23 protein-coding genes and 1 tRNA gene are annotated in these 23,670 nt (G+C 61.3%); 5 read left to right on the plus strand and 19 right to left on the minus strand.

Features of this window, described 5'->3' with window-relative positions:
- The first annotated feature begins 137 nt into the window (after positions 1-137).
- Entirely contained in the window at positions 138-485 is a 348-nt protein-coding gene (locus tag ACJ8MK_RS16445) for a hypothetical protein (RefSeq protein WP_049194800.1), read from the plus strand.
- A gap of 155 nt (positions 486-640) precedes the next feature.
- A complete protein-coding gene (locus tag ACJ8MK_RS16450) occupies positions 641-2,638 on the plus strand; it encodes a BCCT family transporter (RefSeq protein ID WP_060388376.1) in 1,998 nt (665 codons plus the stop codon).
- Between the two features lie 166 nt (positions 2,639-2,804).
- On the opposite strand, the gene ACJ8MK_RS16455 is transcribed toward ACJ8MK_RS16450, so the two are convergent.
- From ACJ8MK_RS16455 to xerD, 6 genes are all read right to left on the minus strand, one after another.
- Positions 2,805-2,878 (minus strand) — tRNA-Gly (locus ACJ8MK_RS16455).
- A gap of 146 nt (positions 2,879-3,024) precedes the next feature.
- A complete protein-coding gene (lysS, locus tag ACJ8MK_RS16460) occupies positions 3,025-4,542 on the minus strand; it encodes a lysine--tRNA ligase (protein WP_033649459.1) in 1,518 nt (505 codons plus the stop codon).
- A gap of 9 nt (positions 4,543-4,551) precedes the next feature.
- A protein-coding gene (gene prfB, locus ACJ8MK_RS16465; protein WP_096242572.1) for a peptide chain release factor 2 occupies positions 4,552-5,650 on the minus strand; the annotation gives its coding sequence in 2 pieces (ribosomal slippage) (positions 4,552-5,574 and positions 5,576-5,650; 1,098 coding nt in all).
- Positions 5,651-5,816: 166 nt separating this feature from the next.
- Positions 5,817-7,550, minus strand: coding sequence for a single-stranded-DNA-specific exonuclease RecJ (gene recJ, locus ACJ8MK_RS16470; protein WP_442517900.1), 1,734 nt, complete (start codon positions 7,548-7,550; stop codon positions 5,817-5,819).
- A gap of 6 nt (positions 7,551-7,556) precedes the next feature.
- Positions 7,557-8,273 carry a bifunctional protein-disulfide isomerase/oxidoreductase DsbC gene (dsbC, locus tag ACJ8MK_RS16475; RefSeq protein ID WP_033635824.1) on the minus strand — a complete coding sequence of 239 codons (717 nt, stop codon included), beginning with the start codon at positions 8,271-8,273 and terminating at the stop codon, positions 7,557-7,559.
- A 26-nt stretch (positions 8,274-8,299) separates the two neighbouring features.
- A complete protein-coding gene (xerD, locus tag ACJ8MK_RS16480; protein WP_033638574.1) occupies positions 8,300-9,199 on the minus strand; it encodes a site-specific tyrosine recombinase XerD in 900 nt (299 codons plus the stop codon).
- A 106-nt stretch (positions 9,200-9,305) separates the two neighbouring features.
- Between xerD and fldB the strand changes: the two genes are divergently transcribed.
- A complete protein-coding gene (gene fldB / locus ACJ8MK_RS16485; RefSeq protein WP_033635825.1) occupies positions 9,306-9,824 on the plus strand; it encodes a flavodoxin FldB in 519 nt (172 codons plus the stop codon).
- A gap of 36 nt (positions 9,825-9,860) precedes the next feature.
- On the opposite strand, the gene creD is transcribed toward fldB, so the two are convergent.
- From creD to sdhE, 5 genes are all read right to left on the minus strand, one after another.
- Positions 9,861-11,225 (minus strand): cell envelope integrity protein CreD, encoded by a 1,365-nt coding sequence (gene creD, locus ACJ8MK_RS16490; protein ID WP_440482721.1) that lies wholly within the window; start codon positions 11,223-11,225, stop codon positions 9,861-9,863.
- An 80-nt stretch (positions 11,226-11,305) separates the two neighbouring features.
- A complete protein-coding gene (creC, locus tag ACJ8MK_RS16495; protein ID WP_049232286.1) occupies positions 11,306-12,724 on the minus strand; it encodes a two-component system sensor histidine kinase CreC in 1,419 nt (472 codons plus the stop codon).
- The gene (gene creB, locus ACJ8MK_RS16500) at positions 12,721-13,416 is read right to left on the minus strand and encodes a two-component system response regulator CreB (RefSeq protein WP_049232287.1); all 696 of its coding nucleotides are present in this window, start codon (positions 13,414-13,416) and stop codon (positions 12,721-12,723) included. The genes creC and creB overlap by 4 nt, the downstream gene beginning before the upstream one ends.
- Positions 13,416-13,838, minus strand: a complete 423-nt coding sequence (locus ACJ8MK_RS16505) for a protein YgfX (protein ID WP_033649453.1) — start codon at positions 13,836-13,838, stop codon at positions 13,416-13,418. The genes creB and ACJ8MK_RS16505 overlap by 1 nt, the downstream gene beginning before the upstream one ends.
- Entirely contained in the window at positions 13,819-14,085 is a 267-nt protein-coding gene (gene sdhE / locus ACJ8MK_RS16510) for an FAD assembly factor SdhE (RefSeq protein ID WP_004931679.1), read from the minus strand. Before sdhE ends, ACJ8MK_RS16505 begins: the two co-directional genes overlap by 20 nt.
- 320 nt (positions 14,086-14,405) lie before the next feature.
- Between sdhE and ygfZ the strand changes: the two genes are divergently transcribed.
- Complete coding sequence (gene ygfZ, locus ACJ8MK_RS16515; RefSeq protein WP_060438403.1) at positions 14,406-15,398, plus strand: tRNA-modifying protein YgfZ; 993 nt, start codon at positions 14,406-14,408, stop codon at positions 15,396-15,398.
- Between the two features lie 38 nt (positions 15,399-15,436).
- On the opposite strand, the gene ACJ8MK_RS16520 is transcribed toward ygfZ, so the two are convergent.
- Together ACJ8MK_RS16520 and trhA are read right to left on the minus strand one after the other, a co-directional pair.
- Positions 15,437-15,934 carry a DUF2165 family protein gene (locus ACJ8MK_RS16520; RefSeq protein ID WP_033649451.1) on the minus strand — a complete coding sequence of 166 codons (498 nt, stop codon included), beginning with the start codon at positions 15,932-15,934 and terminating at the stop codon, positions 15,437-15,439.
- Positions 15,935-16,084: 150 nt separating this feature from the next.
- Positions 16,085-16,759: a PAQR family membrane homeostasis protein TrhA gene (gene trhA / locus ACJ8MK_RS16525; RefSeq protein WP_038871224.1), complete on the minus strand. Its 675-nt coding sequence runs from the start codon at positions 16,757-16,759 to the stop codon at positions 16,085-16,087.
- 183 nt (positions 16,760-16,942) lie between these two features.
- On the opposite strand from trhA, the gene ACJ8MK_RS16530 reads away from it, so the two are divergent.
- Positions 16,943-17,551 (plus strand): HD domain-containing protein, encoded by a 609-nt coding sequence (locus ACJ8MK_RS16530; protein WP_025304127.1) that lies wholly within the window; start codon positions 16,943-16,945, stop codon positions 17,549-17,551.
- Between the two features lie 32 nt (positions 17,552-17,583).
- On the opposite strand, the gene rbsK is transcribed toward ACJ8MK_RS16530, so the two are convergent.
- Genes rbsK through ACJ8MK_RS16560 form a run of 6 tightly spaced genes read right to left on the minus strand, consistent with a single transcriptional unit; the run spans position 17,584 to position 23,670 of the window.
- Entirely contained in the window at positions 17,584-18,510 is a 927-nt protein-coding gene (rbsK, locus tag ACJ8MK_RS16535; RefSeq protein WP_038871218.1) for a ribokinase, read from the minus strand.
- Positions 18,507-19,415, minus strand: a complete 909-nt coding sequence (gene alsK, locus ACJ8MK_RS16540; RefSeq protein WP_442517901.1) for an allose kinase — start codon at positions 19,413-19,415, stop codon at positions 18,507-18,509. The genes rbsK and alsK overlap by 4 nt, the downstream gene beginning before the upstream one ends.
- Positions 19,416-19,425: 10 nt before the next feature.
- Positions 19,426-20,097, minus strand: coding sequence for a D-allulose 6-phosphate 3-epimerase (gene alsE / locus ACJ8MK_RS16545; RefSeq protein ID WP_033635837.1), 672 nt, complete (start codon positions 20,095-20,097; stop codon positions 19,426-19,428).
- A 31-nt stretch (positions 20,098-20,128) separates the two neighbouring features.
- Positions 20,129-21,163, minus strand: coding sequence for an ABC transporter permease (locus ACJ8MK_RS16550; protein WP_033654064.1), 1,035 nt, complete (start codon positions 21,161-21,163; stop codon positions 20,129-20,131).
- A 10-nt stretch (positions 21,164-21,173) separates the two neighbouring features.
- A complete protein-coding gene (locus tag ACJ8MK_RS16555) occupies positions 21,174-22,160 on the minus strand; it encodes an ABC transporter permease (protein ID WP_442517902.1) in 987 nt (328 codons plus the stop codon).
- The gene (locus tag ACJ8MK_RS16560) at positions 22,153-23,670 is read right to left on the minus strand and encodes a sugar ABC transporter ATP-binding protein (protein ID WP_033649443.1); all 1,518 of its coding nucleotides are present in this window, start codon (positions 23,668-23,670) and stop codon (positions 22,153-22,155) included. Before ACJ8MK_RS16560 ends, ACJ8MK_RS16555 begins: the two co-directional genes overlap by 8 nt.

Raw genomic sequence — 23,670 nt, forward strand, 5'->3', positions numbered from 1 at the left:
TTATTGAGCGGGCTGCACAGCGCCACATCTTTCGCAGGCCATATCGGTCAAACAACAGACGCCTTCACCAACGCTGCCCATCGCGCAACGCCGGGGGTAGAATACAGAGGGTTTTATTTTAGAAATGGATTTTTACTTTGCGAAAATATGCAGTTATCGCCGCCGCGTTGATGATGTCTTCCTGCGCCACGCCGGAGAAATGGGAAGCGCAAACGGCAACCCCGACGCCCCTGGAAGCAGCCAGAGCCAGCTGCCGGCAAGCAGCTGAACAGCGCTATCCCGTCAGCCTGTCTTTGCACGCCAGCTCACCGGCCTTCTCCTCCATGACTATCAACGGCACGGAGATCCCCAACGCCGGTGGCGGCGCCTTTCCCTCGGACAGCAATGCAATGCGCAGAACAGAACACGTTAATGCCTGCATGAAATTGGAAGGATGGGAAAATAAAAATAAGGTGACGGGGTTATTGGCATTTTTATTTAACTAACGGCAACACGGAATAACTCGGAATTACCGCACTCAGGCAGCGGTAATTCCGCCCTATTGACCGACACCGACAGCCTGACTATTTTGCTACGATATAACAGGTTACACCTCTCCTCCATTCAGGGCGATAATCAAACAAATGGAATAAATTAATTTATGAGTGAGAAAGACACCCCCCTAAAAAATCCGCAAAGCCATATCAACAAAGCGGTATTCTTCACCTCTGCAGTCCTCATTTTTCTTCTGGTCGCGTTCGCCGCCTTTTTCCCCGACGTCGCTGACAAGAACTTCAAACTTCTGCAGCAACAAATCTTCACCAACGCCAGCTGGTTTTATATTTTGGCCGTGGCGCTGATTTTGCTCAGCGTGACGTTTCTGGGGCTTTCCCGCTACGGCGACATCAAACTCGGCCCCGATCATGCGCAACCCGATTTTCGCTACCACTCATGGTTTGCCATGCTGTTTTCAGCGGGGATGGGCATCGGCCTGATGTTCTTCGGCGTGGCAGAACCGGTTATGCACTATCTTTCGCCGCCGGTCGGCACGCCCGAGAGCGTCGAGGCGGCCAAACAGGCCATGCGCCTGACCTTTTTCCACTGGGGGCTGCACGCCTGGGCGATCTACGCCATCGTGGCGTTGATTCTGGCCTTCTTCAGCTATCGGCATGGCCTGCCGTTGACCCTGCGCTCTGCGCTTTATCCGATCATCGGCGACCGCATTTATGGCCCTATCGGCCACGCCGTCGATATCTTCGCGGTCATCGGCACCGTATTCGGGGTCGCGACCTCGCTGGGTTATGGCGTGTTGCAGGTCAACGCCGGGCTTAACCACCTGTTTGGCGTGCCGATCAACGAAACCGTTCAGGTGATATTGATCGTGGTGATTACCGGGCTGGCCACCATTTCAGTGGTTTCAGGGCTGGAGAAAGGCATACGCTTTCTGTCGGAGCTGAACCTTGGCCTGGCGCTGTTGCTCCTGGCCTTGGTCTTGCTGTTGGGGCCAACCGTTCTGCTGTTGAAATCCTTTGTGGAAAATACCGGCGGCTATCTGTCCGAGCTGGTCAGCAAGACGTTCAACCTGTATGCCTATGAGCCGAAATCCAGCAACTGGTTAGGCGGATGGACGCTGCTCTATTGGGGGTGGTGGCTCTCCTGGTCGCCTTTCGTCGGTATGTTCATCGCACGAGTTTCCCGCGGCCGAACCATCCGCGAATTTGTCACGGGCGTGCTGTTCGTCCCGGCCGGCTTCACCCTCATGTGGATGACGGTGTTCGGCAACAGCGCCATTTACCTCATCATGGAAAAGGGCGCGACAGACCTCGCCGCTACGGTACAACAAGACGTGGCGCTGGCGTTGTTTAACTTCCTGGAGCATTTCCCGTTCTCCAGCGTGCTTTCGTTTATCGCCATGGCGATGGTTATCGTCTTTTTCGTCACCTCCGCCGATTCCGGCGCCATGGTCGTGGATACGCTGGCTTCGGGCGGCTCCAGCAACACGCCGGTTTGGCAACGCATTTTCTGGGCGTCGCTGATGGGCATCGTCGCCATCGCCTTGCTGATCGCCGGGGGGCTCAGCGCGCTGCAAACCGTCACCATCGCCAGCGCATTGCCTTTCTCGGCCATCTTGCTGATATCCATTTACGGCTTGCTTAAGGCCCTGCGCCGCGATCTGACCAAACGCGACAGCCAAAATATGGCCACCATCGCCCCCACCGCCGCCCGCAACCCCATTCCCTGGCAGCGCAGGCTGCGCAATATCGCCTATCTGCCAAAACGCTCGCTGGTTAAGCGCTTTATGGATGAGGTCATCCAGCCTGCCATGACGCTGGTGCAGGAAGAGCTGAGTAAACAAAACACGCTCAGCAGCATCAATGCCACCGCGGAAGACCGCATTCGTTTCGAGGTCGATTTGGGCGATGAGCTTAACTTTATCTATGAAGTCAGACTGCGCGGCTACAGCTCGCCGACGTTCGCCCTCGCCGGGCTGGATAACGATGAACAGCAAGCCGAGCAGCACAAGTATTATCGCGCGGAGATCTACCTGAAAGAAGGCGGCCAGAACTACGATGTCATGGGCTGGAATCAGGAGCAGTTGATCAACGATATTCTTGACCAGTACGAGAAACATCTGCATTTCTTGCATCTGGTTCGCTGAATGCCGACATGCCGTCCCCCGGGGCGGCATTTTTTTGCCCCGCTTTCTTCACCACAGTGCTGATGATGCGGTTGGAATGGCGGACAAACAGAAACAGCGCTTTATGAGCAAAGGATTGGTTCGGGATAACGTTTCGGAGAATCAGGATGTTTTCATGAGGGAGTGCTGGAGCGGGTGAAGGGAATCGAACCCTCGTATGCAGCTTGGGAAGCTGCCGTTCTACCATTGAACTACACCCGCATCGGTGTGCGACAGGCATTATAACCGGTTATCGGCGGCGGGCAAGCGGAGATGGCGCGTAACTGTCGATGTTTTAAGCGGTTAAGTCCGGTGGGCAAAAAAAACCGGCGCAGTTGCCTGCACCGGTGGTTTCACGCTAAACGGAATTATTTCTGTGGGCGCATCGCCGGGAACAGAATCACGTCGCGGATGGTGTGGCTGTTGGTGAACAGCATCACCATGCGGTCGATACCGATGCCCAGACCGGCGGTCGGCGGCAGGCCGTGCTCCAGCGCGGTGACGTAGTCTTCGTCGTAGAACATCGCTTCGTCGTCGCCGGCGTCTTTGGCGTTCACCTGATCGGCAAAGCGCTGCGCCTGGTCTTCGGCGTCGTTCAGCTCGGAGAAACCGTTGCCGATTTCACGGCCGCCGATGAAGAACTCGAAGCGGTCGGTGATTTCCGGGTTAACGTCGTTGCGGCGCGCCAGCGGCGACACTTCAGCCGGGTACTCGGTGATGAAGGTCGGCTGAATCAGATGGCTTTCCGCCACTTCTTCGAAGATCTCGGTCACGACGCGGCCCAGACCCCAGCTCTTCTCAACCTTGATGCCGATGGATTCTGCGATGGCCACCGCTTTGCCCATGTCGGCCAGGTCAGCCAGATCGGTTTCCGGGCGGTATTTCTTGATCGCCTCGGTCATGGTCAGCTTCTCGAACGGCTTGCCGAAGTCGAACACTTCGTCGCCGTACTGCACCTGAGAGGTGCCCAGCACTTTCTCGGTCAGGGTGCGGAACAGCGTCTCGGTCAGCTCGATCAGGTCTTTGTAATCCGCGTAAGCCATGTAGAGTTCCATCATGGTGAACTCTGGGTTGTGACGCGGAGAAACGCCTTCGTTACGGAAGTTACGGTTGATTTCGAACACGCGCTCAAAGCCACCAACCACCAGACGCTTCAGATACAGTTCCGGCGCGATGCGCAGGTACATATCGATATCCAGCGCGTTGTGGTGGGTGATGAACGGACGCGCGGACGCACCGCCCGGGATCACCTGCATCATCGGGGTTTCGACTTCCATGAAGCCGCGTTCCACCATGAAGTTACGGATAGCCGACATCACCTGAGAACGCACCTTGAAGGTGTTGCGCGATTCTTCGTTGGCGATCAGGTCCAGGTAACGCTGGCGGTAACGGGTTTCCTGATCCGCCAGGCCGTGGAATTTGTCCGGCAGCGGGCGCAGCGCTTTGGTCAGCAGACGCAGCTCGGTGCAGTGGATCGACAGTTCGCCGGTCTTGGTTTTGAACAGCTTGCCGCGTGCGCCGAGAATATCGCCCAGGTCCCACTTCTTGAACTGGTCGTTGTACACGCCTTCAGCCAGATCGTCGCGCGCGACGTACAGCTGGATGCGGCCACCCACGTCCTGCAGCGTGACGAAGGATGCCTTGCCCATAATACGGCGGGTCATCATGCGGCCGGCGACGGTCACTTCTACGCCCAGCGCTTCCAGCTCTTCGTTGTCTTTATCGCCGTACGCGGCGTGCAGTTTGTCGGAGGTGGAGTCGCGACGGAAGTCATTCGGGAACGCAATGCCGTTCTCGCGCAGGCCGGCCAGTTTCTCGCGGCGGGACTGCAGTTCGTTATTGAGATCCAGCGCCTGATCGGCGCCCTGTACTTGTTGTTCAGACATTTCTATTCCTCATAACCCGGCTTTCAAACTTGCCTCAATGAATTTATCCAGGTCGCCATCCAGTACGGCCTGCGTGTTACGCGTTTCGACGTTGGTGCGCAAATCCTTGATGCGGGAGTCATCCAGCACGTAAGAACGGATTTGGCTGCCCCAGCCGATGTCGGACTTGTTGTCTTCCATCGTCTGCTTATCAGCATTTTTCTTTTGCATCTCAAACTCGTACAGCTTGGCTCGCAGCTGTTTAAACGCTTGATCCTTGTTCTTATGCTGAGAACGATCGTTCTGGCACTGCACCACGATGTTGGTTGGCAGGTGAGTAATACGTACGGCGGATTCGGTTTTGTTGACGTGCTGACCGCCCGCACCGGAGGCGCGGTACACGTCGATACGCAGATCCGCCGGGTTGATTTCGATATCGATATCGTCGTCGACTTCCGGGTAGATGAACACCGAGCTGAACGAGGTGTGGCGGCGGCCGCCGGAGTCGAACGGGCTCTTGCGCACCAGGCGGTGAACGCCGGTTTCAGTGCGCAACCAGCCGAACGCGTAGTCGCCGATGATCTTGATGGTGGCGGATTTCAGGCCCGCGACGTCGCCGTCGGACTCTTCGATCACTTCGGTCTTGAAGCCCTTGGCTTCGGCCCAGCGCAGGTACATGCGCAGCAGCATGCTGGCCCAGTCCTGCGCTTCGGTGCCGCCGGAGCCGGCCTGGATATCCAGGTAGCAGTCGGCGCTGTCGTATTCGCCGGAGAACATGCGGCGGAATTCCAACTGATCCAGCTTGCTCATCAGCTGATCCAGCTCGGCGACCGCTTCGTTGAAGGTCTCTTCATCGTCGGCTTCCACCGCCAGTTCCAGCAGCCCGCCGACGTCTTCGCCGCCCTGCTCCAGCTGATCGATGGTTTCAACGATGGCTTCCAGCGCGGCGCGCTCTTTGCCGAGCGCCTGTGCGCGCTCCGGCTCGTTCCAAACGTCCGGCTGCTCCAGCTCGGCGTTGACCTCTTCTAGGCGTTCCTTCTTGGCATCATAGTCAAAGATACCCCCTAAGAACCGCAGTCCGCTCGGACAGGTCCTGAATTCGGTTTTTTACCGGGTTAATTTCAAACATGGTTTCGTTCTTTTACGTTGATGTCGTCGATGGCGGAATGCCATTGGAACCGCTAATTCTAACGGATCCGGGCGGCAGTTTATAGCGAGTTGGTCAGTTTTTGTGGCGATCGGAAAGGATGCAGGGGATTGGAGAGCCCAATCCCCGAATTGTGTTCAATTTCGCCTCAGCGCGGCCAAAGATGCTGGATCAGCAGCTGCAAGTTGCGGTTGCCGCGAAACTCGTTGACGTCGAGCTTGTAGGCCAGTTCGACCTCACGCACGCTGCTGTCCGGCCACAGCGTGGTGTCCACGTTGAATGCGATGCCGTCGAGCAGCGGGCCGCCGCCGAGCGGCTCCACCATCAGCTTCAGGTGTTTCTCGCCCACCAGCCGCTGCTGCAGGATGCGGAACTTGCCGTCGAAGGTCGGTTCCGGGAACGCCTGGCCCCACGGGCCGCCCTCGCGCAGCAGCTCCGCCGTCGTCAGCGACAGCTCCTGCATCGCCAGCTCGCCGTCAGACCAGATCACCCCTTCCAGCATCGCCGGATCGAGCCATTCCCCCACCAGCTCGCCGAAGCGCTGGCGGAACTCGTCGAACCTGGCCTCTTCCAGCGACAGCCCGGCCGCCATCGCGTGGCCGCCGAACTTCATCATCAGCCCGGGGTTCAGCATATCCAGCCGCTCCAGCGCGTCGCGCATGTGCAGGCCAGGCACCGAACGGCCGGAGCCTTTCAGGATGCCGTCGCCCGCCGGCGCGAACGCGATCACCGGGCGGTGGAAACGCTCTTTGATACGTGAGGCGAGGATGCCCACCACGCCCTGGTGCCATTCCGGGTGATACATCGCCAGCCCGTAAGGCAGCTCGGTACTGGTGCGCTCCAACTGGTCGCACAGCTGCAGGGCTTCCACCTGCATGCCCTGCTCTATCTCGCGTCGCGTCTGGTTCAGCGCGTCGAGATCGTTGGCCAGCATGCGCGCCTGCGCAATGTCGTCGCTCAGCAGCAGCGCCACGCCAATAGACATGTCGTCCAGCCTGCCGGCGGCGTTGAGACGTGGGCCGAGGGCGAAACCGAGATCGTTGGCCGCCAGCTGGCGGGCGTCGCGGTTGGCCACCTCAAGCAGCGCGCGGATGCCCGGTCGGCATTTGCCGGCACGGATGCGGTTCAGCCCCTGATACACCAGAATGCGGTTGTTGGCGTCCAACGGCACCACGTCGGCCACGGTGCCGAGCGCCACCAGATCCAGCAGTTCCGCCAGATTGGGCATCGCCAGCGCGCGCTGTTCGAACCAGCCGCTGTCCCGCAGCCGGGCGCGCAGCGCCAGCATCAGGTAGAACGCGACGCCCACCCCGGCCAGCGATTTGGACGGGAAGGCGCAGCCGCGCAGGTTGGGATTGACGATCGCTTCGGCCGCCGGCAGGGTCTCGCCCGGCAGGTGGTGATCGGTCACCAACACCTGCATGCCCTTGGCGTGCGCCACGTCGACGCCGGCGTGGGAGGAGATGCCGTTATCGACGGTGACGATCAGCTCCGCGCCGCGCGCCGCCGCCTGCTCCACTACTTCGGGGCTCAGGCCGTAGCCGTCTTCAAAGCGGTTCGGCACCAGGTAGTCGACGCTGGCGCCGCCCATGCTGCGCAGCGCCAGCACCGTCAGTGCGGTGCTGGTGGCGCCGTCGGCGTCGAAATCGCCCACCACCATGATGCGGCGGCCGTCGGCCAGCGCCTGTTGCAGCAGGCTAACGGCGTCGTCGATGCCGTCCAGCTGTTGCCAGGGCAGCATGCCCTTGACGCCGCGTTCCAGCTCTTGCTCAGCCTGCACGCCGCGCAGGGCGTAAAGCCGGCGCAGCAGCGGCGGCAAACTGGCGGGCAGATGCGTGTCGTCCGCCGCCGGGCGGCGGCGTAGTTGCGTTTTGATACTCACCGGCGATTAACCACCGGCTTTGGTGGCGGCCTGGTGCGCATCCAGCATGGCGGCCATCTCTTTCGGCCCCTGATAACCCGGGATCATCATGCCGTTTTCCAGGATGATCGCCGGCGTGCCCTGAATGCCGAACTGCACGCCCAGCTCGTAATGCTTGCTGATGTCGGTTTTGCAGGTCGCCGGAGAAACGGCATCGCCCTTCATGGCGGCGTCGAACGCCTTGGCCTTGTCGGCGGTGCACCAGATCGACTGCATGTCTTTCTCAGCCTGGGAGGCCAGCCCCTGGCGCGGGAACGCCAGGTAGCGCACGGTGATGCCCAGATCGTTGTACTCTTTCATCTGCTGGTGCAGCTTGTGGCAGTAACCGCAGGTGATGTCGGTGAACACGGTGATCACGTGTTTCTCTTTCGGCGCTTTGTAAACGATCATCTGATCTTTCAGCGCGTCCATCTTGCTGCCCAGCAGTTGGTTGGTCACGTTGACCGGCTCTTTGCCGCTGACGTCGAACAGCGGGCCCTGCAGAATGTGCTTACCGTCTTCGGAGGCGTACAGCACGCCGCTGTCGGTCAGCACGGTTTTCAGGCCGTTGACTGGTGAAGGCTGCACGTCCGCCTGCTGGATGCCCAGGCTGGCGAGCGCTTTTTTGATCGCCGCGTCATCGGCATGGGCGGCGCTGGTCACCGAAGCCACCAGCAGTGAGAGCAGCATTAAACCTTTTTTCATTGTTCCAATCCTTTCGAACCCGCCGCTCAGGCGCGCGGGTGATGCTGTTGATGTAGCTGTTTCAGTCGTTCGGTCGCTACATGAGTATAAATTTGCGTGGTCGAGAGATCGCTGTGCCCTAACAACATCTGTACGACACGGAGATCGGCCCCATGGTTCAGCAAATGGGTGGCGAACGCGTGCCGCAACACGTGCGGCGACAGACGCTCGCTGTCGATGCCCGCAAGGATGGCATAGTGTTTGATTCGATGCCAGAACGTCTGTCGGGTCATTTGCTGGCAGCGGGTGCTGGGAAACAGCACGTCCAGCGTCTGGCCGTTGACCAGCCACGGGCGGCCGTGCTCAAGATAATTTTCGATCCAGTAGACCGCCTCTTCGCCCAGCGGCACCAGCCGCTCCTTGTTGCCCTTGCCGATCACCCGCACCACGCCCTGGCGCAGGCTGACGTCGCTGATGCTCAGCCCCACCAGTTCGGAAACTCGCAGCCCGGTGGCGTACAACACTTCGAGCATCGCCTTGTCGCGCAGTTCCAGCGGCTGATCGACGCAGGGCGCCTGCAGCAGCGCATCGACCTGCGCCTCGCTCAAATCCTTCGGCAAACGCTGCGGCAGCTTGGGAGACGCCAGCTGCGCGGTGGGATCGTCGGCGCGCAGCTTTTCGCGGTACAGGTACTGAAACAGGCGGCGCATGGCGCTCAGCAAACGCGCGGAGCTGGTGGCCTTGTAGCCGCCGTCCACCCGCTCGGCGAGAAACGCCTGCAGATCCAACGCCTGCGCCTGCAGCAAGGCGGTGTTTTGCTGGCCAAGCCAGGTGCCCAGCGCCTGCAAATCCAGCCGGTAGGAGGCCAGCGTATTTTCCGCCAGATTGCGCTCAAGCCACAGCGCATCCAGGAATTGTTCAATCAGCGCATGGTCTTGCTGTTGCACGCGGTCCTCTCTTTGTTGCATTTCCACCCGCGCCATTATGCCTTAAGCCGACGCAAATCAGGTATACTCGCTGCAATTCTCTAAACGGCAACGTAACGGTTTACACATGAAGATTGGTCTGTTTTACGGCTCCAGCACCTGCTACACCGAGATGGCGGCAGAAAAAATCCGTGAGATTCTGGGTGAAGACCTGGTCGACCTGCACAACCTGAAAGACGTCTCTCCCAAGCTGATGGAGGACTATTCCATACTGATCCTCGGCATCCCGACCTGGGATTTCGGCGAACTGCAGGAAGACTGGGAAGCGATCTGGCCGCAGCTGCCGGCGCTGGATCTGAAAGGCAAGATCGTCGCCATGTACGGCATGGGCGATCAGCTCGGTTACGGTGAGTGGTTCCTCGACGCGCTGGGCATGCTGCACGATCACATCGCGCCGCTGGGCGTACAGTTCATCGGCTTCTGGCCCACTGAGGGCTTCGAGTTCACCAGCCCCAAACCGCTGAGCGCCGACGGCAAACACTTCGTTGGCCTGGCGCTCGATGAGGTCAATCAATACGATCTGAGCGAAGAGCGCCTGCAGCAATGGTGCGAACAGATCCTGTTGGAGATGGAGCCGCTGCTGTAGCCGCTGTCGGGCGCTGAGCGCGCCCGATTCCCCCGCTTATTTCCACAGACGGAAGCGTGGCTCATCTTCCCCGGCCGGCGTTTCCTTGGTCAACCGCGCCGGATCCGCCACCTGATACCAGTCCAGCTTGCGCGTCAACAGCATAATGCCCGCCAGAATGGCGAACAGCAGCCCCGCCCCCAACACCAACGCATTGTCCTCCGACTGCAACAGCAAATAGAGCACGCCGTACAACAGCAACAGGCTCGCGGCGAACAGCGCACCGCGCAGCTTGCCGCGCAGTACGGCGCTCAGATAGAAGCCGATCAGACCGCTGCAGGCGATGCTGGCCGCCAGGTAAGCGAGAGCGAATCCCAGGTGTTCGGAGAAGGCCAGCAGAATCAGGTAGAACAACACCAGCGCCGCGCCGACCAGCAGGTATTGAATCGGGTGCACCCGCAGCCCGGTCAGGGTTTCGAACAGGAAAAACGCCATAAATGTCAGCCCGATAAACAGCAGCGCGTATTTGACCGCGCGCTCGGTCAACTGATAGTGATCGACCGGTTCGACCAGGCTGGCGCTGAAGGCCGGCAGCTTGTCCTCGTCGATAATGCCATCGTCGTAATGGAACGCACTGTTGATGTTGTTGGCGAACCAGGTGCTGCGCCAGCGAGCGCTAAACCCTTGCTCCGTCACCTTGCGTTCGTCCGGCAGGAAGTTGCCGAGGAAATTCGGGTGCGGCCAGTTGCTTTGCAGCTGCAGCTCGCTGCTGCGCCCCAGCGGCACCAGCGACAGGCTGCTGGTGCCCGCCAGCGTCAGGGTGAAGTCGGCGCTCAGCCCCGCTTTTTGTTGCAGCGCCGCCAGCGTCAGCGGTGCGTGGATCCCCTGGCGCAACGATCCCACGCCGGTGCCCGGCTCAAACGCCACCGGCTGCGGCGTTGCCAGCGGGGAAATGCTCTTGATGCCGCGAGAATCGCTCAGCGCCACCAGCAGGAACGGCTGGCCGACGGTCACGTTGGCACGTTGCAAATCCGCCAGCTCCGGCTGGCCGAAACGCACCTTGAAGTTCAGCGGCCCCTGGTAAACCTGCGCCTGATAAATGCCCAACTTGCGCACTTCCACATTCGGCGCCCCCTGCACCTGAAGCGACTCCGGCAGCAAATAGCGGTGATGCTGCACCCGCTGCACCACCGTTTGTCCTTTCTCGTCTTTTTTCTCTTCTCGTTCGACATAAGGAATGACAATCAACGGGCCGAGCACGCGCTGCGCCCCGCTGGTGCTTTCGCTCACCTGCCCGACCACGCTTTGCCGATAGCCGCTGCGTTCGTCGATCACGCTCATCAGTTGGGCTATGGGGATCAACATCACCACCATCAATCCCAGCAGCGTGGTTATTTTCCAGAAAAGTACCGATTTCATCATGCTCGCTCCTCGTAGGTAATGAGGCCACGATAAAACCCGCAGGTGAAATCAGAATGTGGTTATGTGAAGGGAAGGTGAAGTCACAGCGATAACATGAACGTCGCTTCCACCCCGTGCGGCCGGCGGTTGCGCAGGTGAATGCCGCCATGATGCAGACGGGCGACCTCCTGCACGAAGTTCAGCCCCAGCCCGCTGCTTTTTGGCCGTTCGGCGCGCGGCAACGAATAAAAGCGCTCGAACACCTTATCGAACGCATAGTCAGGAATGCCGCTGCCGTCGTCGCAAACGCTGATGCAGTAATGCTGTTCCCGCCGTTCGCCTCGCACGCTGACGCAACCGCCCGGCGGGGTAAAGTCGATCGCGTTGTCCAGCAGGTTGGTCAGCGCCTGGCTGATCAGCAACGCATCGCCGTTCAGCGTCACCTCCGCCAGCGCCTCCAGCCGCAACCTGACGCCGCGCTGCGTCGCCTGCGCCTCTTTGCCCGCCACCGTCTGGTCGATCAACGCCGCGATCGCGATGGGCGCCGTCTCCATGTCTGGCCGGCTCTCCAGCCGCGCCTGCACCAGCAGTTTATCCACCAGTTGTTGGATGCGCGCGCTTTGCTGCTCAATGTTGGTGAGAAAACGCCGAGCGGTTTCCGGCGGCGGCAGCTCCTGCAACAGCTCCGCCGCGCCCCTGATCGCCGCCAGCGGGCTTTTCAGCTCATGCGTCAGGGCATGCGCATATTGTTCGATATAGGCTTTGCCTTCCAGCTTCAGGCGCATGCTCTCCAGCGCCTGCGCCAGCTGGGTCAGTTCCCGGCCGCCCACTTTGGGCAATGGCGCATTTTCGCCCTGCGCCACCCCATCGGCATAACGCACCAGCCGGCCTATCGACCGGTTGATCCACCAGACGAACACCGCCCCGATCAGCAGAGCGATCCCCAGCAGCAACGCGCCGGCCCACAGAATGCGCCGTTCGCTGCGCTTGATCACCGGCGCCATGGTGCTGTTGGGTTTACCCACGGTGAGCACGCCGATAATGCGCCCTTGTTCTATCACCGGCGCGGCCACATACATCACCGAACTGTTTTCATCCTGCGGGTCGCTGCGGGTGCTGCGGGCGCCGTACTGGCCGCGCAGCGTTCGATAAACGTCATTCCAGCGCGAATAATCCTGCCCCTGCGCGCGGCCGGCGGAATCGAAGATGACCCGGCCCTGGGCATCGGTAAGATAGACGTGGTATTCACTGCGGTCCTTGCGGATGCCGGAAATGTTGGCGCCGATCGGCCGCTGATTCAGCTGCGTAAACGCCTGCGCCAGTTGGCCATGCGCCGCATCGCCGCGCTGCATGTCCTGACGGGCGATCTGCGCCAGCAGGTTGGCGGTGTCCACCAGCGTGCCTTCGGTAGCGCGCCGCACGCCGGGCTTCACTTCCTGGACGAAAATGCTCAGCACGAAGTACCCGGCCACCGCTACGATCAGAAAGTACCCCAGCAGCAGGCGCAGGCCAATTTTCATGGCTGGCGGCTCACGCTGTAGCCCAATCCGCGGTGGGTGTGGATCGGCGGTTCACCGGGTTCAACCGCACGCAGCTTGGCGCGCAGTGTTTTGATGTGGGTATCGACGGTGCGATCCAGGCTTTCTTCCGCCTGCGCCCAAACGCTTTCCATCAGTTGCTGCCGCGAGAACACCCGTCCGGGCGCCAACAGCAGCGTCTTCAGCAGCAGGTATTCGTAACGGGTCAGCGGCAGCGGCCGCTGATGGTAGGAGATGGTGGCCGCGTCTTCGTCGAGCGCGAAAGCGCCGAAATGGTAGGGCGCGCTCTGCTGCAGGCGCTGCTGCTTGTGCAGGCGACGCAAAATGGTGCGCACCCGCGCGCTGACCTCGCGAGGAGAGAACGGCTTGGCGACATAGTCGTCGGCGCCGATCTCCAGCCCGATCAGGCGATCCACTTCATCACTGCGGGCGGTGAGAAACAGAATCGGCAGGTCGGCCGCCTGAGCCAGCAGGCGGCGACACAATTCAAAGCCGTTGATATCCGGCAAACCGACATCGAGGATAGCGAGCGCGGGCGCGCCTTGCGCCAGCGCCTGCAACGCCGGTTCCGCGCGTTCGAACCAGCGCACCTCGAAGCCTTCGCTCTCCAGCGTGTAAACCAGCGTATCGGCAATGCTGGGTTCATCCTCCACCAACCAGAGTACGGGTTTCATCAGGGATCCTCGCCGTCACCCGCCGGCGGATACAGCAACAGCTGCCGCAGGTGGCGCCACTCCTCTTTGCTCATGCAGTCGGAAGCCAGCCACAGCCGGCGGCGCTTTTTGCCCTCCATCGGCAGCAGCGTCAGCAGCATGCCGTAACCCGGCATCCACGGTTTTTTCGCCAGCCGCCACTCGCGGCCGTGCCAGCTGAAGCGCCGGTCCGCCAGCAGCCGCAGCTCGCCCTGCGCCGCGGCGATGCGCTTCTGGCTGCGAATGCACTGAAACACCACCAGCGTCAGCAGCACCAGCCAGAGCGGGCCAAAACCTTCCGGCCAGGGCGAAATCAGGATCAGCAGGATCAACACGCCGTGGGTCAACAGTGAAAACAGCTGGGTGCGCCAGGAAATGCGGATATCACATCGCCACTGGGCCACGGTCTTTATTTCGCGTTTGGATCAGGGTCACCATTCTCTGCAGCTCGCCGTCCTGCGGCGCGCCATGATTCATCAGCCAGTTGAACAAATCGGGATCGTCGCACTCCAGCAGGCGGATAAACAGCGCCTTGTCCGCGTCATTCAGGCTGTCGTATTCGTACTCGAAGAACGGCATGATGGAGATGTCCAGCTCGCGCATGCCACGGCGGCAAGCCCAGTGAATACGTGCTTTGTTGTTAATATCCATGTTGTTATGACTCACCTCTTTTCAGCGCGGCAGCGCCAGCGCAGGGTTCAAATGACACTCTGTATGGCAACGCCGTCGCAATATAATTCCATCAGCCGGGGATCTGTCTGCAAGGGTGCCCTGGCCGCAAGCCTATAGAGTAACAATTTGACATACACGCCGGGAAGGCGCTTTGCTGCGGAAAGCGTAATAAAGCGCAAAATGCCAAAAAAAGCGCACCCCGGCGCCGCGGCGCGAATAACAGTTTGCAAAGCCCGCCGCCTCTTTTACCATGGGTTCAATACCCTTCAGGTAAGCTAAACGTTGAGCAGGAACTTACTATGGCGCATAACATTCCATTCCCACCCCGTCAGCCCTCCGCTTCCACCCATCTGCCCCTGACGCTGATCTCGCTGGAAGATTGGTCGCTGGTGACGTTGAACGGGCCGGACACGGTGAAATATCTCCAGGGTCAGGTGACGGCGGACATCGACGCGCTGGCGGCCGATCAACACGTGCTGTGCGCCCACTGCGACGCCAAGGGCAAAATGTGGAGCAACCTGCGTCTGTTCCACCGTGGCGAAGGCTTCGCCTATCTGGAACGCCGCAGCGTGCTGGACAGCCAGCTGGCGGAAATCAAAAAATACGCGGTGTTCTCCAAAGTCACCATCGCCGCCGATAACGACGCGGTGTTGCTGGGCGTCGCCGGTTTCCAGGCGCGCGCCGCGCTGGCGGATCTGTTCGCCACGCTGCCGAGCACCGAGCACCCGGTGGTGCAGGACGGCGAGACCACGATCCTGCACTTCAATGCGCCGGCGGAACGTTTTCTGCTGGTGACCCGCCCCGCCGTGGCCGAACAGCTGATCGGCAAACTGCATGACCAGGCGGAACTGAATGACAGCGGCCAGTGGCTTGCGCTGGAGATCGAAGCCGGCTATCCGGTTATCGACGCCGCCAACAGCGCGCAGCTGATCCCGCAGGCCACCAACCTGCAGGCGCTGGAAGGCATCAGCTTCAGCAAGGGCTGCTATACCGGTCAGGAGATGGTGGCGCGCGCCAAATTCCGCGGCGCCAACAAGCGTGCGCTCTACTGGCTGGAAGGTAAGGCCGCCCGCGCCCCGCAGGCGGCGGAAGATTTGGAGCTGCAGCTGGGTGAAAACTGGCGCCGCACCGGCACCGTGCTGGCGTCGAGCCAACTGGCCGACGGCAGGCTGTGGGTGCAGGTGGTGATGAACAACGATTTGGACGCCGATAGCAAGCTGCGGGTGCGCGAGGATGCCGCCAGCCAGCTGGCGATCAAACCGCTGCCGTATTCGCTGGCCGAAGAGAAATAATCCGTCGGCCGCAGGCGCCCTGCCTGCGGCCGTCTTCGTTACTCGTCCAACTCCCCGTCGCGCTGCACCAGATAAATCAGCACCAGAATGATGGTGACGAAGAAGCGAAACGCATCGGGCACGCCGTTCCACTGTTTCGACATCCACATGCCAAACCACTCGCCCCCAATCGACATAAAGCCGACCTGCCAGGTGAGGAAGCCCAGCGTCAGCCCCACTACCGCCAGCTTTTTCCGGCCGTTGAAAGCTTTAGCGGGCAGTTTCAGGCCGCACAGCAAGCGCAGGCCGCCGATCCAGCACAGCAGCGCGGTCAGGCTCTCCAGCGCAATGATGAAGATATAGCCGGCGTGATGCAGCCACGGCGTTTGTATCGAACGGTAGCCGATGGTGGCGTCGGGGAAAATGGTGTCCATCATAAAGACGTGGCGCACGAAGGCGAAGTTGGAGCCGTAATCGGTGATATTGCCGAAGGCCACCAGCGAAGCGAACAAAGCGATAGCGCAGACCAGCAGCGCTTTGGATAAGCGAACGATCATCGTGATGAGTCCTGAACAAAGTTTAGAGAAAGAGTATGCGGGCTCAGAAATGAAAGAACGGGCTTGCTGGATACCCGAAAGAAGCAAGCGCCTCTTTTTTAAAACAAAAGAGGCGCCCGTTCAATACGCATTCAGACGTAGCGATAACGTTTAGACGTAGAGGTAGATCGCCATGAAATGGCAGGCGCTGCCGCCGAGCACGAAGGCATGCCAGATGGCGTGGCCAAAGCGAATGCGCTTGGAGGCGTAGAAAATCACGCCGAGGGTATAGACCACCCCGCCTATCGCCAGCAGCGTGACGCCGCCGGCCTCCAGCCGCGTAACCAGCTGATAAATCACGATCAGCGACAGCCAGCCCATCGTCAGGTAGGTTACCAGCGACAGGGCTTCAAAACGGTGGGCGAAGGCCAGCTTGAACAGCACGCCGAGCAGCGCCAATCCCCAGATTACCGCCATCAGGCCCTTCGCCAACGGCGAATCCAGCCCTACCAGCAGAAACGGGGTGTAAGTCCCGGCAATCAGGAGATAAATGGCACAGTGGTCAAATTTTTTCAGCCAATGCTTGGCCTTCTGATGCGGGATCGCATGGTACAGCGTGGAAGCGAGAAACAGCAGGATCATGCTGCCGCCGTACAGGCTGTAACTGGTGATGGCCGTCGCATCCGCGCCGGTATTCACCGCCTGCACCAGTAGCAACACCAGGCCGACGATACCGAACACCAGCCCGATGCCGTGGCTGATGCTGTTGGCGATCTCTTCCGCCCACGGATAAGCCGCGGCGACAATCTTATTGTTCCCGGCTTTCACTACGTCCGTTTTCCCCATAACGCGCAACCCCTCAAAATGCCCTGCTTTGTGCGAAATTAACGCAAAGCAGCTTAACTGAGAATAATTCCAGTGTACACGTGTACGCTAAAATAAAAATGTGAACGCGTGTAACCATCGAAATCGCCCGCCCGGTGGTCTACAATCGTCAGGCTTCAACCCACCCACCTTGAGGTTTACACCATGTCATCCGCTGTACCCGCGTTAGATTTCGGCTCAATGACCCAGGTCATCCAGTTCCTGATGGAAATCGATAAGTTGAAAGGCGTGCAACGCCGCACCAAAGTGCTGGGCACCCAGCGCCAGGAAAATTCCGCCGAACACAGTTGGCACTTCGCCATCGCCGCCATGAGCCTGGCGCCCTACGCCGGTGATGACGTAGACATTCAGCGCGTGATCCAGATGGCGCTGCTGCATGACATTGTGGAAATCGACGCCGGCGACGTGCTGGTCTACGATCTGGCGGCCCGCGCGGCGATCCACGATCAGGAAGTGGCGGCGGCGCGCCGTCTGTTCGGCATGTTGCCGGAGGCTCAGCGCGAGTATTTCACCGCTTTATGGCAGGAATATGAAGATGGCGAAAGCGCCGATGCACGCTTCGCTTTGCTGCTGGATCGCACCATGCCGATGCTGATGAACCTGCACAATGAAGGCCAGAGCTGGGTAGAGAACGGCATCAGCCTGGAGCAGGTGCTGGCGCGCAATGCATCGATCGCCGACGTGCACCCCGAGCTGTGGCACCACATGGAACAGCACCTGCGCGATGCGCAGCGCAAAGGCTGGTTGAAGTAAGTGAACCGGGCTGCCGCGGCAGCCCTTCAACGTCAAGCGAACGCCCGCTGGCGTTCCAACGCCTCCTCATAGCTCGGCATCGACCCCGCCGCCCCGGCGCGCTCCACGCAGACCGCGGCGTAGGCGGCGGCGAAGCGCACCGCATCGGCTAACGGCACCTGATTCGCCAGCTGCGCCGCCAGGGCGCCGTTAAACGCATCGCCTGCGCCGGTGGTGTCTTTCGGCTGCGCCGGAAACGCCGGGATCAGCTCGCTGTTTTCTCCGTCCGAGAACAATGCGCCCTGCGTCCCCAAGGTCACGATCAGCAAGCGAATGCCCTTGGCGTGCAGCACCTGCGCCGCCTGGCGCGCCGAAGCCACATCCCGCACCGGCACGCCGGTCAGCAACGTACATTCGGTGGCGTTGGGCGTCAGCATATCAACCTGCGCCAGCAGGCTGTCCGGCACCGGCTGAAACGGCGCCGGGTTGAGAATGATGAACGTCTGCGCCTCGCGGGCGATGGCGATCACCTGCTCAATCGCCGGCAGATTATTCTCCAGCTGGGTCAACAGAATGTCCGCCGCGGCGATCGCCGGCCGGCACTGGCGCACCTCATCTTCGCTGACCGTCAGGTTGGCGCCGGGATCGACGGCGATCATGTTCTCCGCCTCCTCGCCGGCAACATAGATAAGCGCATTGCCGGTCGGGCAATCGCCGGTCGAGAACAGCGTCACCGCATCGAAACCGGCGGCGGCGAGATGGCGCCGGGCAAAGGTGCCGAAGTCGTCGCGCCCCACCTTGCCGATATAATGCACCCGCGCCCCGGCGCGCAGCGCGGCGGTGGCCTGGTTGGCCCCCTTACCGCCCGCTCCCATCATGCTGTTGCGGGCGATCAGCGATTCGCCGGGCTGCGGAAAGCGCGCCATGCCGGCGACGATATCCAGGTTGAACGAACCGAACACGCAGACTTTGCCTTTCATTGCGGGTACTCCCTGCTCAATTGGAAATGGCGCCAGGCGGCCAGGCAGGCGCCTTTACTGCCGGTTTCATCGGTCAGGCGGCTGACGGAGATCGCCAGCCCCTGCGCCGGCTGCGGCCCGCGCAGATGGCGGCGGATCTCTTGCTCCAGCTGCGCCAACGGGAAACCATTCATGGCGATCACGCCGCCCCCCAGGATCAGCCGCTCTGGATCGAGCACGTTCATTTCGATGGCGATGGTCTGCGCCAATCGTTCGACGAAGCGCCGCAGATCCGGATGTTCGCCGTGGCGTTCGAACAGCCGTTCGAACGGCGTTTGCGCCGCGTTGGCATGCGCCCAGCCGGTCAGCCAGTGACCGGAGGTCAGGCTCTCGACGCAGCCCCGTTTACCGCACGGGCACTCGCCCTGATGGCCCGGCCAGGGAATGTGCCCCAGCTCGCCGGCGGCGCCGTGCGCCCCGTGGTAAAAATCGCCGTTCAGCCACAGGCTATTGCCCATGCCGGTGCCCAAATACAGCCCCACCGCCACCTGCGGCAGCGCCGGCAGCTGCTGCAAGTCCCACCACAGCAGGTGATTGACGTCTTTATCCATCCGCACCGGCAGCGCCAGCAAGTCGGCCAACAGCGCCGCCACCGGCTGAGCATCCAACGCCGGAATGAACGGCAGCGACAGCACCCGCGAGCGATCGCGGCTGAGGATACCCGGCAGCCCCAGCATCACCTGCGCCACCTGACGATCCTGGCAATGCCCGGCGATCAGGCGGCCCAACGCCGCCAGCGGATCGGCCTGTCGTGCCCAATCGGCGGTCGCCATCTTGCGGTAACCGCTGAACTCGCCGTCATCATCCATCAATAGCAGGCGGGTATTGGTGCCGCCGACGTCTACGCCAAGAAAATGCCGCATCATGTTCCCCGCCTCAGGCCGCCTGCCGCATCTGATCCAGCATTTTTTCCCATGCCGTCTCCAGATCCGGATCGAGGTTGAACAGCCCGGAGCTGCCGACGATCAAGACTTCCGCGCCGGCGCCCATCAGATCACGGTAGGTGCGCTGATTGCAGGATCCGTCGATCTCGATCAGATAGCTCAGGTTTTGCTGGCGTTTCAGATCGCGCAACTGGCGGATCTTTTCCAGCATTTCGGGAATGAACGGCTGCCCGGCATAGCCCGGATCGACGGTCATCACGGTGATCTTGTCCAGCAGATGAAGGTAGTGGCGGATAAACTCCACCGGCGTAGCCGGGTTCAGCACCACACCCACTTTTTTGCCCAGCGCGCGGATCTGGTTGATCACCCGGAACGCGTCGCGGTTGATGGTTTCGGCGTGCGGGCAGATAAAGTCCGCGCCGGCGCGGGCGATGGGATCGATAAAATCGGTCGGGTTCTCCACCATCAGATGCACGTCCAGCAGCAACGAGGTGTGCGGGCGGATCTGTTCGATAAAGAACGGCGACAGCGTGATGTTTTTAACGTAGTGCCCGTCCATGATGTCGATATGCAGCATATCGGCGCGGCGGTTCAGCACCGCCAATTGCTGCCGGATATCCATCAGGTTCATGCACATCAGTGAAGGTGAAATCTGGTATTTCATTAGCGTTATCCTGCGCAAAAGGGAAAAAGGATCAGTGGCCCGCCGCGGCTCTGGCCTGGGCCGCACTGCGGCGCATCGCCCGCCGCTGCCGATAGCGATGGCGGAAAAACTTCAGCGCCAGCACCGCAATCAGCACCGCGCCCCACATCGCCAGACTGAAGTGCGGGCTGACGTTCATCAGGTTCAAACCGGTGGCGATCACCTGCAGCACGATCAGCGCCAGCACCACGCCGCTGACCCGGCCAAAACCGCCGAACGGATCGGTGCCGCCCAGAATGATCGCCAGCACCGTCAGCAGCAGGTAAGAGTCGCCGTAGCCCATGCGCGCCGAGTTGAAGCGCGCCATCATCACCAGCCCGGCAATGACGCACAGCAGGCTGGAGAGGGTGTAAATGGCGATCAGCACCCGATGGGTATTCACGCCGCTGAAGTGGGTGGCGTTGATGTTGCTGCCGCTCATGTAGATGCATTTGCCGAGCCGGGTTTTCTGCAAGAACAGCGCCAGCAGCACGGCAACCGCCAAGAAGATCCACAGCGGTACCGGTACGCCCAGCACGCGCTCGGCGCCGATAAACCGCACGATCTCCGGCATGCCGCTCAGGGCTGCGCCGCGCGTCAGATAGATGCCGATGCCGTTGACCGTGGTCATGGTCGCCAGCGTCACCAGAATCGGATGCGCGCCGACGTACGCAACCAACGCGCCGGTCGCCGCGCCGATCGTCACGGCCAGCAGCATCGCCGCCGCCAGCGCCAACACCAGCCACAGCGCCTGCAATCCCAATCCGGCGTCCGGCGGCAGATAGCTGATGAACAGCCAGGCCATCAGCAGGCTGGTCAGGTTGGCGCTGGCGATAATGCACAGGTTCAGGCCGCCGCTGAGGATCGGGATGAACATCGCCAGGGTCAGCAGGCCCAGCTCCGGCAGCTGGAACGCCACGCTGGTGAAGGTGGCGCCGCTGAAGAAGCGCCCCGGCATCAGCAGGCTGAAGGCCAGCACCACCGCCACCAGCAGCGCCAACAGGCCGACGGCGGTGCCGTCCGGTCGAAATTTCAGGTAGTTGCCCATCAGGCGCTCCTCAGGCGAAACCGACGTCGGTTTCTTTGCGTTTCTTGTAGTGAGTGACGGTGATCGCCGCGACGATCACCAGGCCGATCACCACGTTCATGAAGTAGCTGGACACGCCGATCAGGTTGAGGCCGTTTTTCAGCACGCCGATCAGGAATACGCCCATCAGCGTGCCGACCACGCTGCCCTTGCCGCCGTTCAGGCTGGCGCCGCCCAGCACCGCCGCCGCCAGTACGTCGAGCTCGCCGCCCACCAGCGCGTTGGGCACCACTTCGCCCATGCGGTACACCTGCACCAGGCCGCCGATCGCCGCCATCACGCCCAGATAGCCGTAGGCGAACAGGTGCAGCAGGCCGACGCGAATGCCGATGCGCCGCGCCGATTCCGCATCGCCGCCGACGGCAAACAGCTGGCGCCCGAGGTGCGTCTTGTTCAGCAGCAGCCAGGTCAGCAGCGCCACCGCCAGCATCACCAGCGTCGGCAAACCGAGCTGATAGCTCTGTTCACCCAACTGGAACGGCAGCACGCTGCGCGGCAGCGTCCACCAGTCCGGCAGCGCGTACAGACTGCGGCCGTTGGTCAGCCACATCAGCATGCCGAACAACAACGCCTGCATGCTGATGGTGACGATGATCGAGACGATGCGCAGGCAGTAGATCAGCAGCGCGTTAACCATGCCCAGCGCGGCGCCGATCGCCAACGCCAGCAGAATGCTGCCCGCCGGGCTGGCCAGGCCGTAATGGGTCGCCAGCGTGGCGATCAGGTACTGCACCACCGAGGCCACCGCAGCGAAGGAGATATCGATGCCGCCGGTCACCAGCACCACGAACAGGCCGAGGGCGAAGATGCCGCTCACCGCATAGCTTTCGCAGAGATCGAGCAGGTTTTGCACCGTTAAAAACTGCTCGCTGAGCAGCGAAAAGACGATGACCGTCAGCAACAGCACCCAGGCCAGGTAGCCTTCGTTACCGCGCGGTTTCAGGCTGAATCTACGCATTGACCGCCTCCGCCAGCTGTTGCTGGCTCACCTGCCCCGGCAGGTACTCGCCGATCACGCTGCCGCCGCTGAAGTGCAGCACCCGATCGCAGTTGTAATACACCTCCGGCACTTCGTCGGAGATCAGCAAAATGGCGATCCCCTCCTGCGCCAGCAGATGGATCAGTTGGTAGATGCTGGCCTTGGCGCCGACGTCGACGCCGACGGTCGGCGAGTCGAGGATCAGGATCCGTGGCTGGGTCAGCACCCACTTGGCCAACACGATCTTTTGCTGATTGCCGCCGGACAGCGTCGAAACCGCCTGCTCCGGATCCGCCACCCGCACGCCGAGTTTGGCGATCCACTCCGCGACGATGCGATTCTTGCGGTAGTCGTCAATCAGGCGAAAACGCCCGCGCAGCTTATCGAGAATGGTCAGCACCGCGTTGTCCGCCACCGACTGTTGCTGCACCAGGCCGAGCGTCAGGCGATCCTCCGAGACGTAGCCGATGCCGGCCTTGATCGCGTCCTCATGGCCGCGAAAGCGCACCGGTTTGCTGTCGAGGTAGAGCTTGCCGCTGTCCGGCCGAGTCATGCCGAACAGGCTCAGCGCCAGCTCGGTGCGCCCGGAGCCGAGCAGCCCGCATAGACCGAGCACCTCACCCTGATGCAGCCGGAAGCTCACGTCCTGATACTGCCCGGCGCGGCTGAGGCGATCCGCCTCCAGCAGCACCCGATCCTTATTCATGCTGGGTGACTTCAGGCGATAGTCCAGCTTCAGACCGGTCATCAGCTCGGTCAGACGATCGCCGGTGATCTCCGCCGCCGGCCAGGTGCCGATCTTGTTGCCGTCGCGGATCACCGTGACGCGATCCGAGATCTCCAGCACCTCGTCCAGCCGATGGCTGACGAACACCACGCAGATGCCTTTCGCTTTCAGGTAATCCACCGTGCGCAGCAGCTGATTGACCTCGGTGCGGGTCAGCGAGGCGGTCGGTTCATCCATGATCACCAGCCGCGCCTCCGCCACCAGCGCGCGGCAGATCGCCACCTGCTGCCGCTGGGCGATCGGCAGCTCCGCCACCCGTTTATCGAGATCCAGATGGAAACTCAGCTCCTGCAGCAGCCGCTCGGCGGTGCGCCGCAGCCGCGCCGGGCGGTACCATCCCAGCAACCCATGCAGGTTGTGCTCGAAGGCGATGTTTTCCGCCACCGTCAGGTTGGGAAACAGCGACAGATCCTGGTAGATCACCTGAATGCCGAAGGCGCGCGCCTGATCCGGCGACAGCCGACCGAAGGTTTGCCCGTCGATGGTGATGCGGCTGCCGTCGTCCGGTTGATACACGCCGGCGATCGCCTTGATCAACGTACTCTTGCCGCAGCCGTTGGTGCCGGCCAGGCAGTGCACTTCCCCCGGCATCAGCGCCAGCGAGATAGCGTTCAGCGCACGCTGCCCGCCAAAGGTCATCGACAGCTGTTGCAGCGCGATCAGCGGCGCGCCCTGGGTTGCCGTATTGCCGGAAATCGCCAT

The organism is Serratia sp. CY38905 (genome assembly GCF_052168875.1).
Taxonomy (GTDB): domain Bacteria; phylum Pseudomonadota; class Gammaproteobacteria; order Enterobacterales; family Enterobacteriaceae; genus Serratia; species Serratia sarumanii.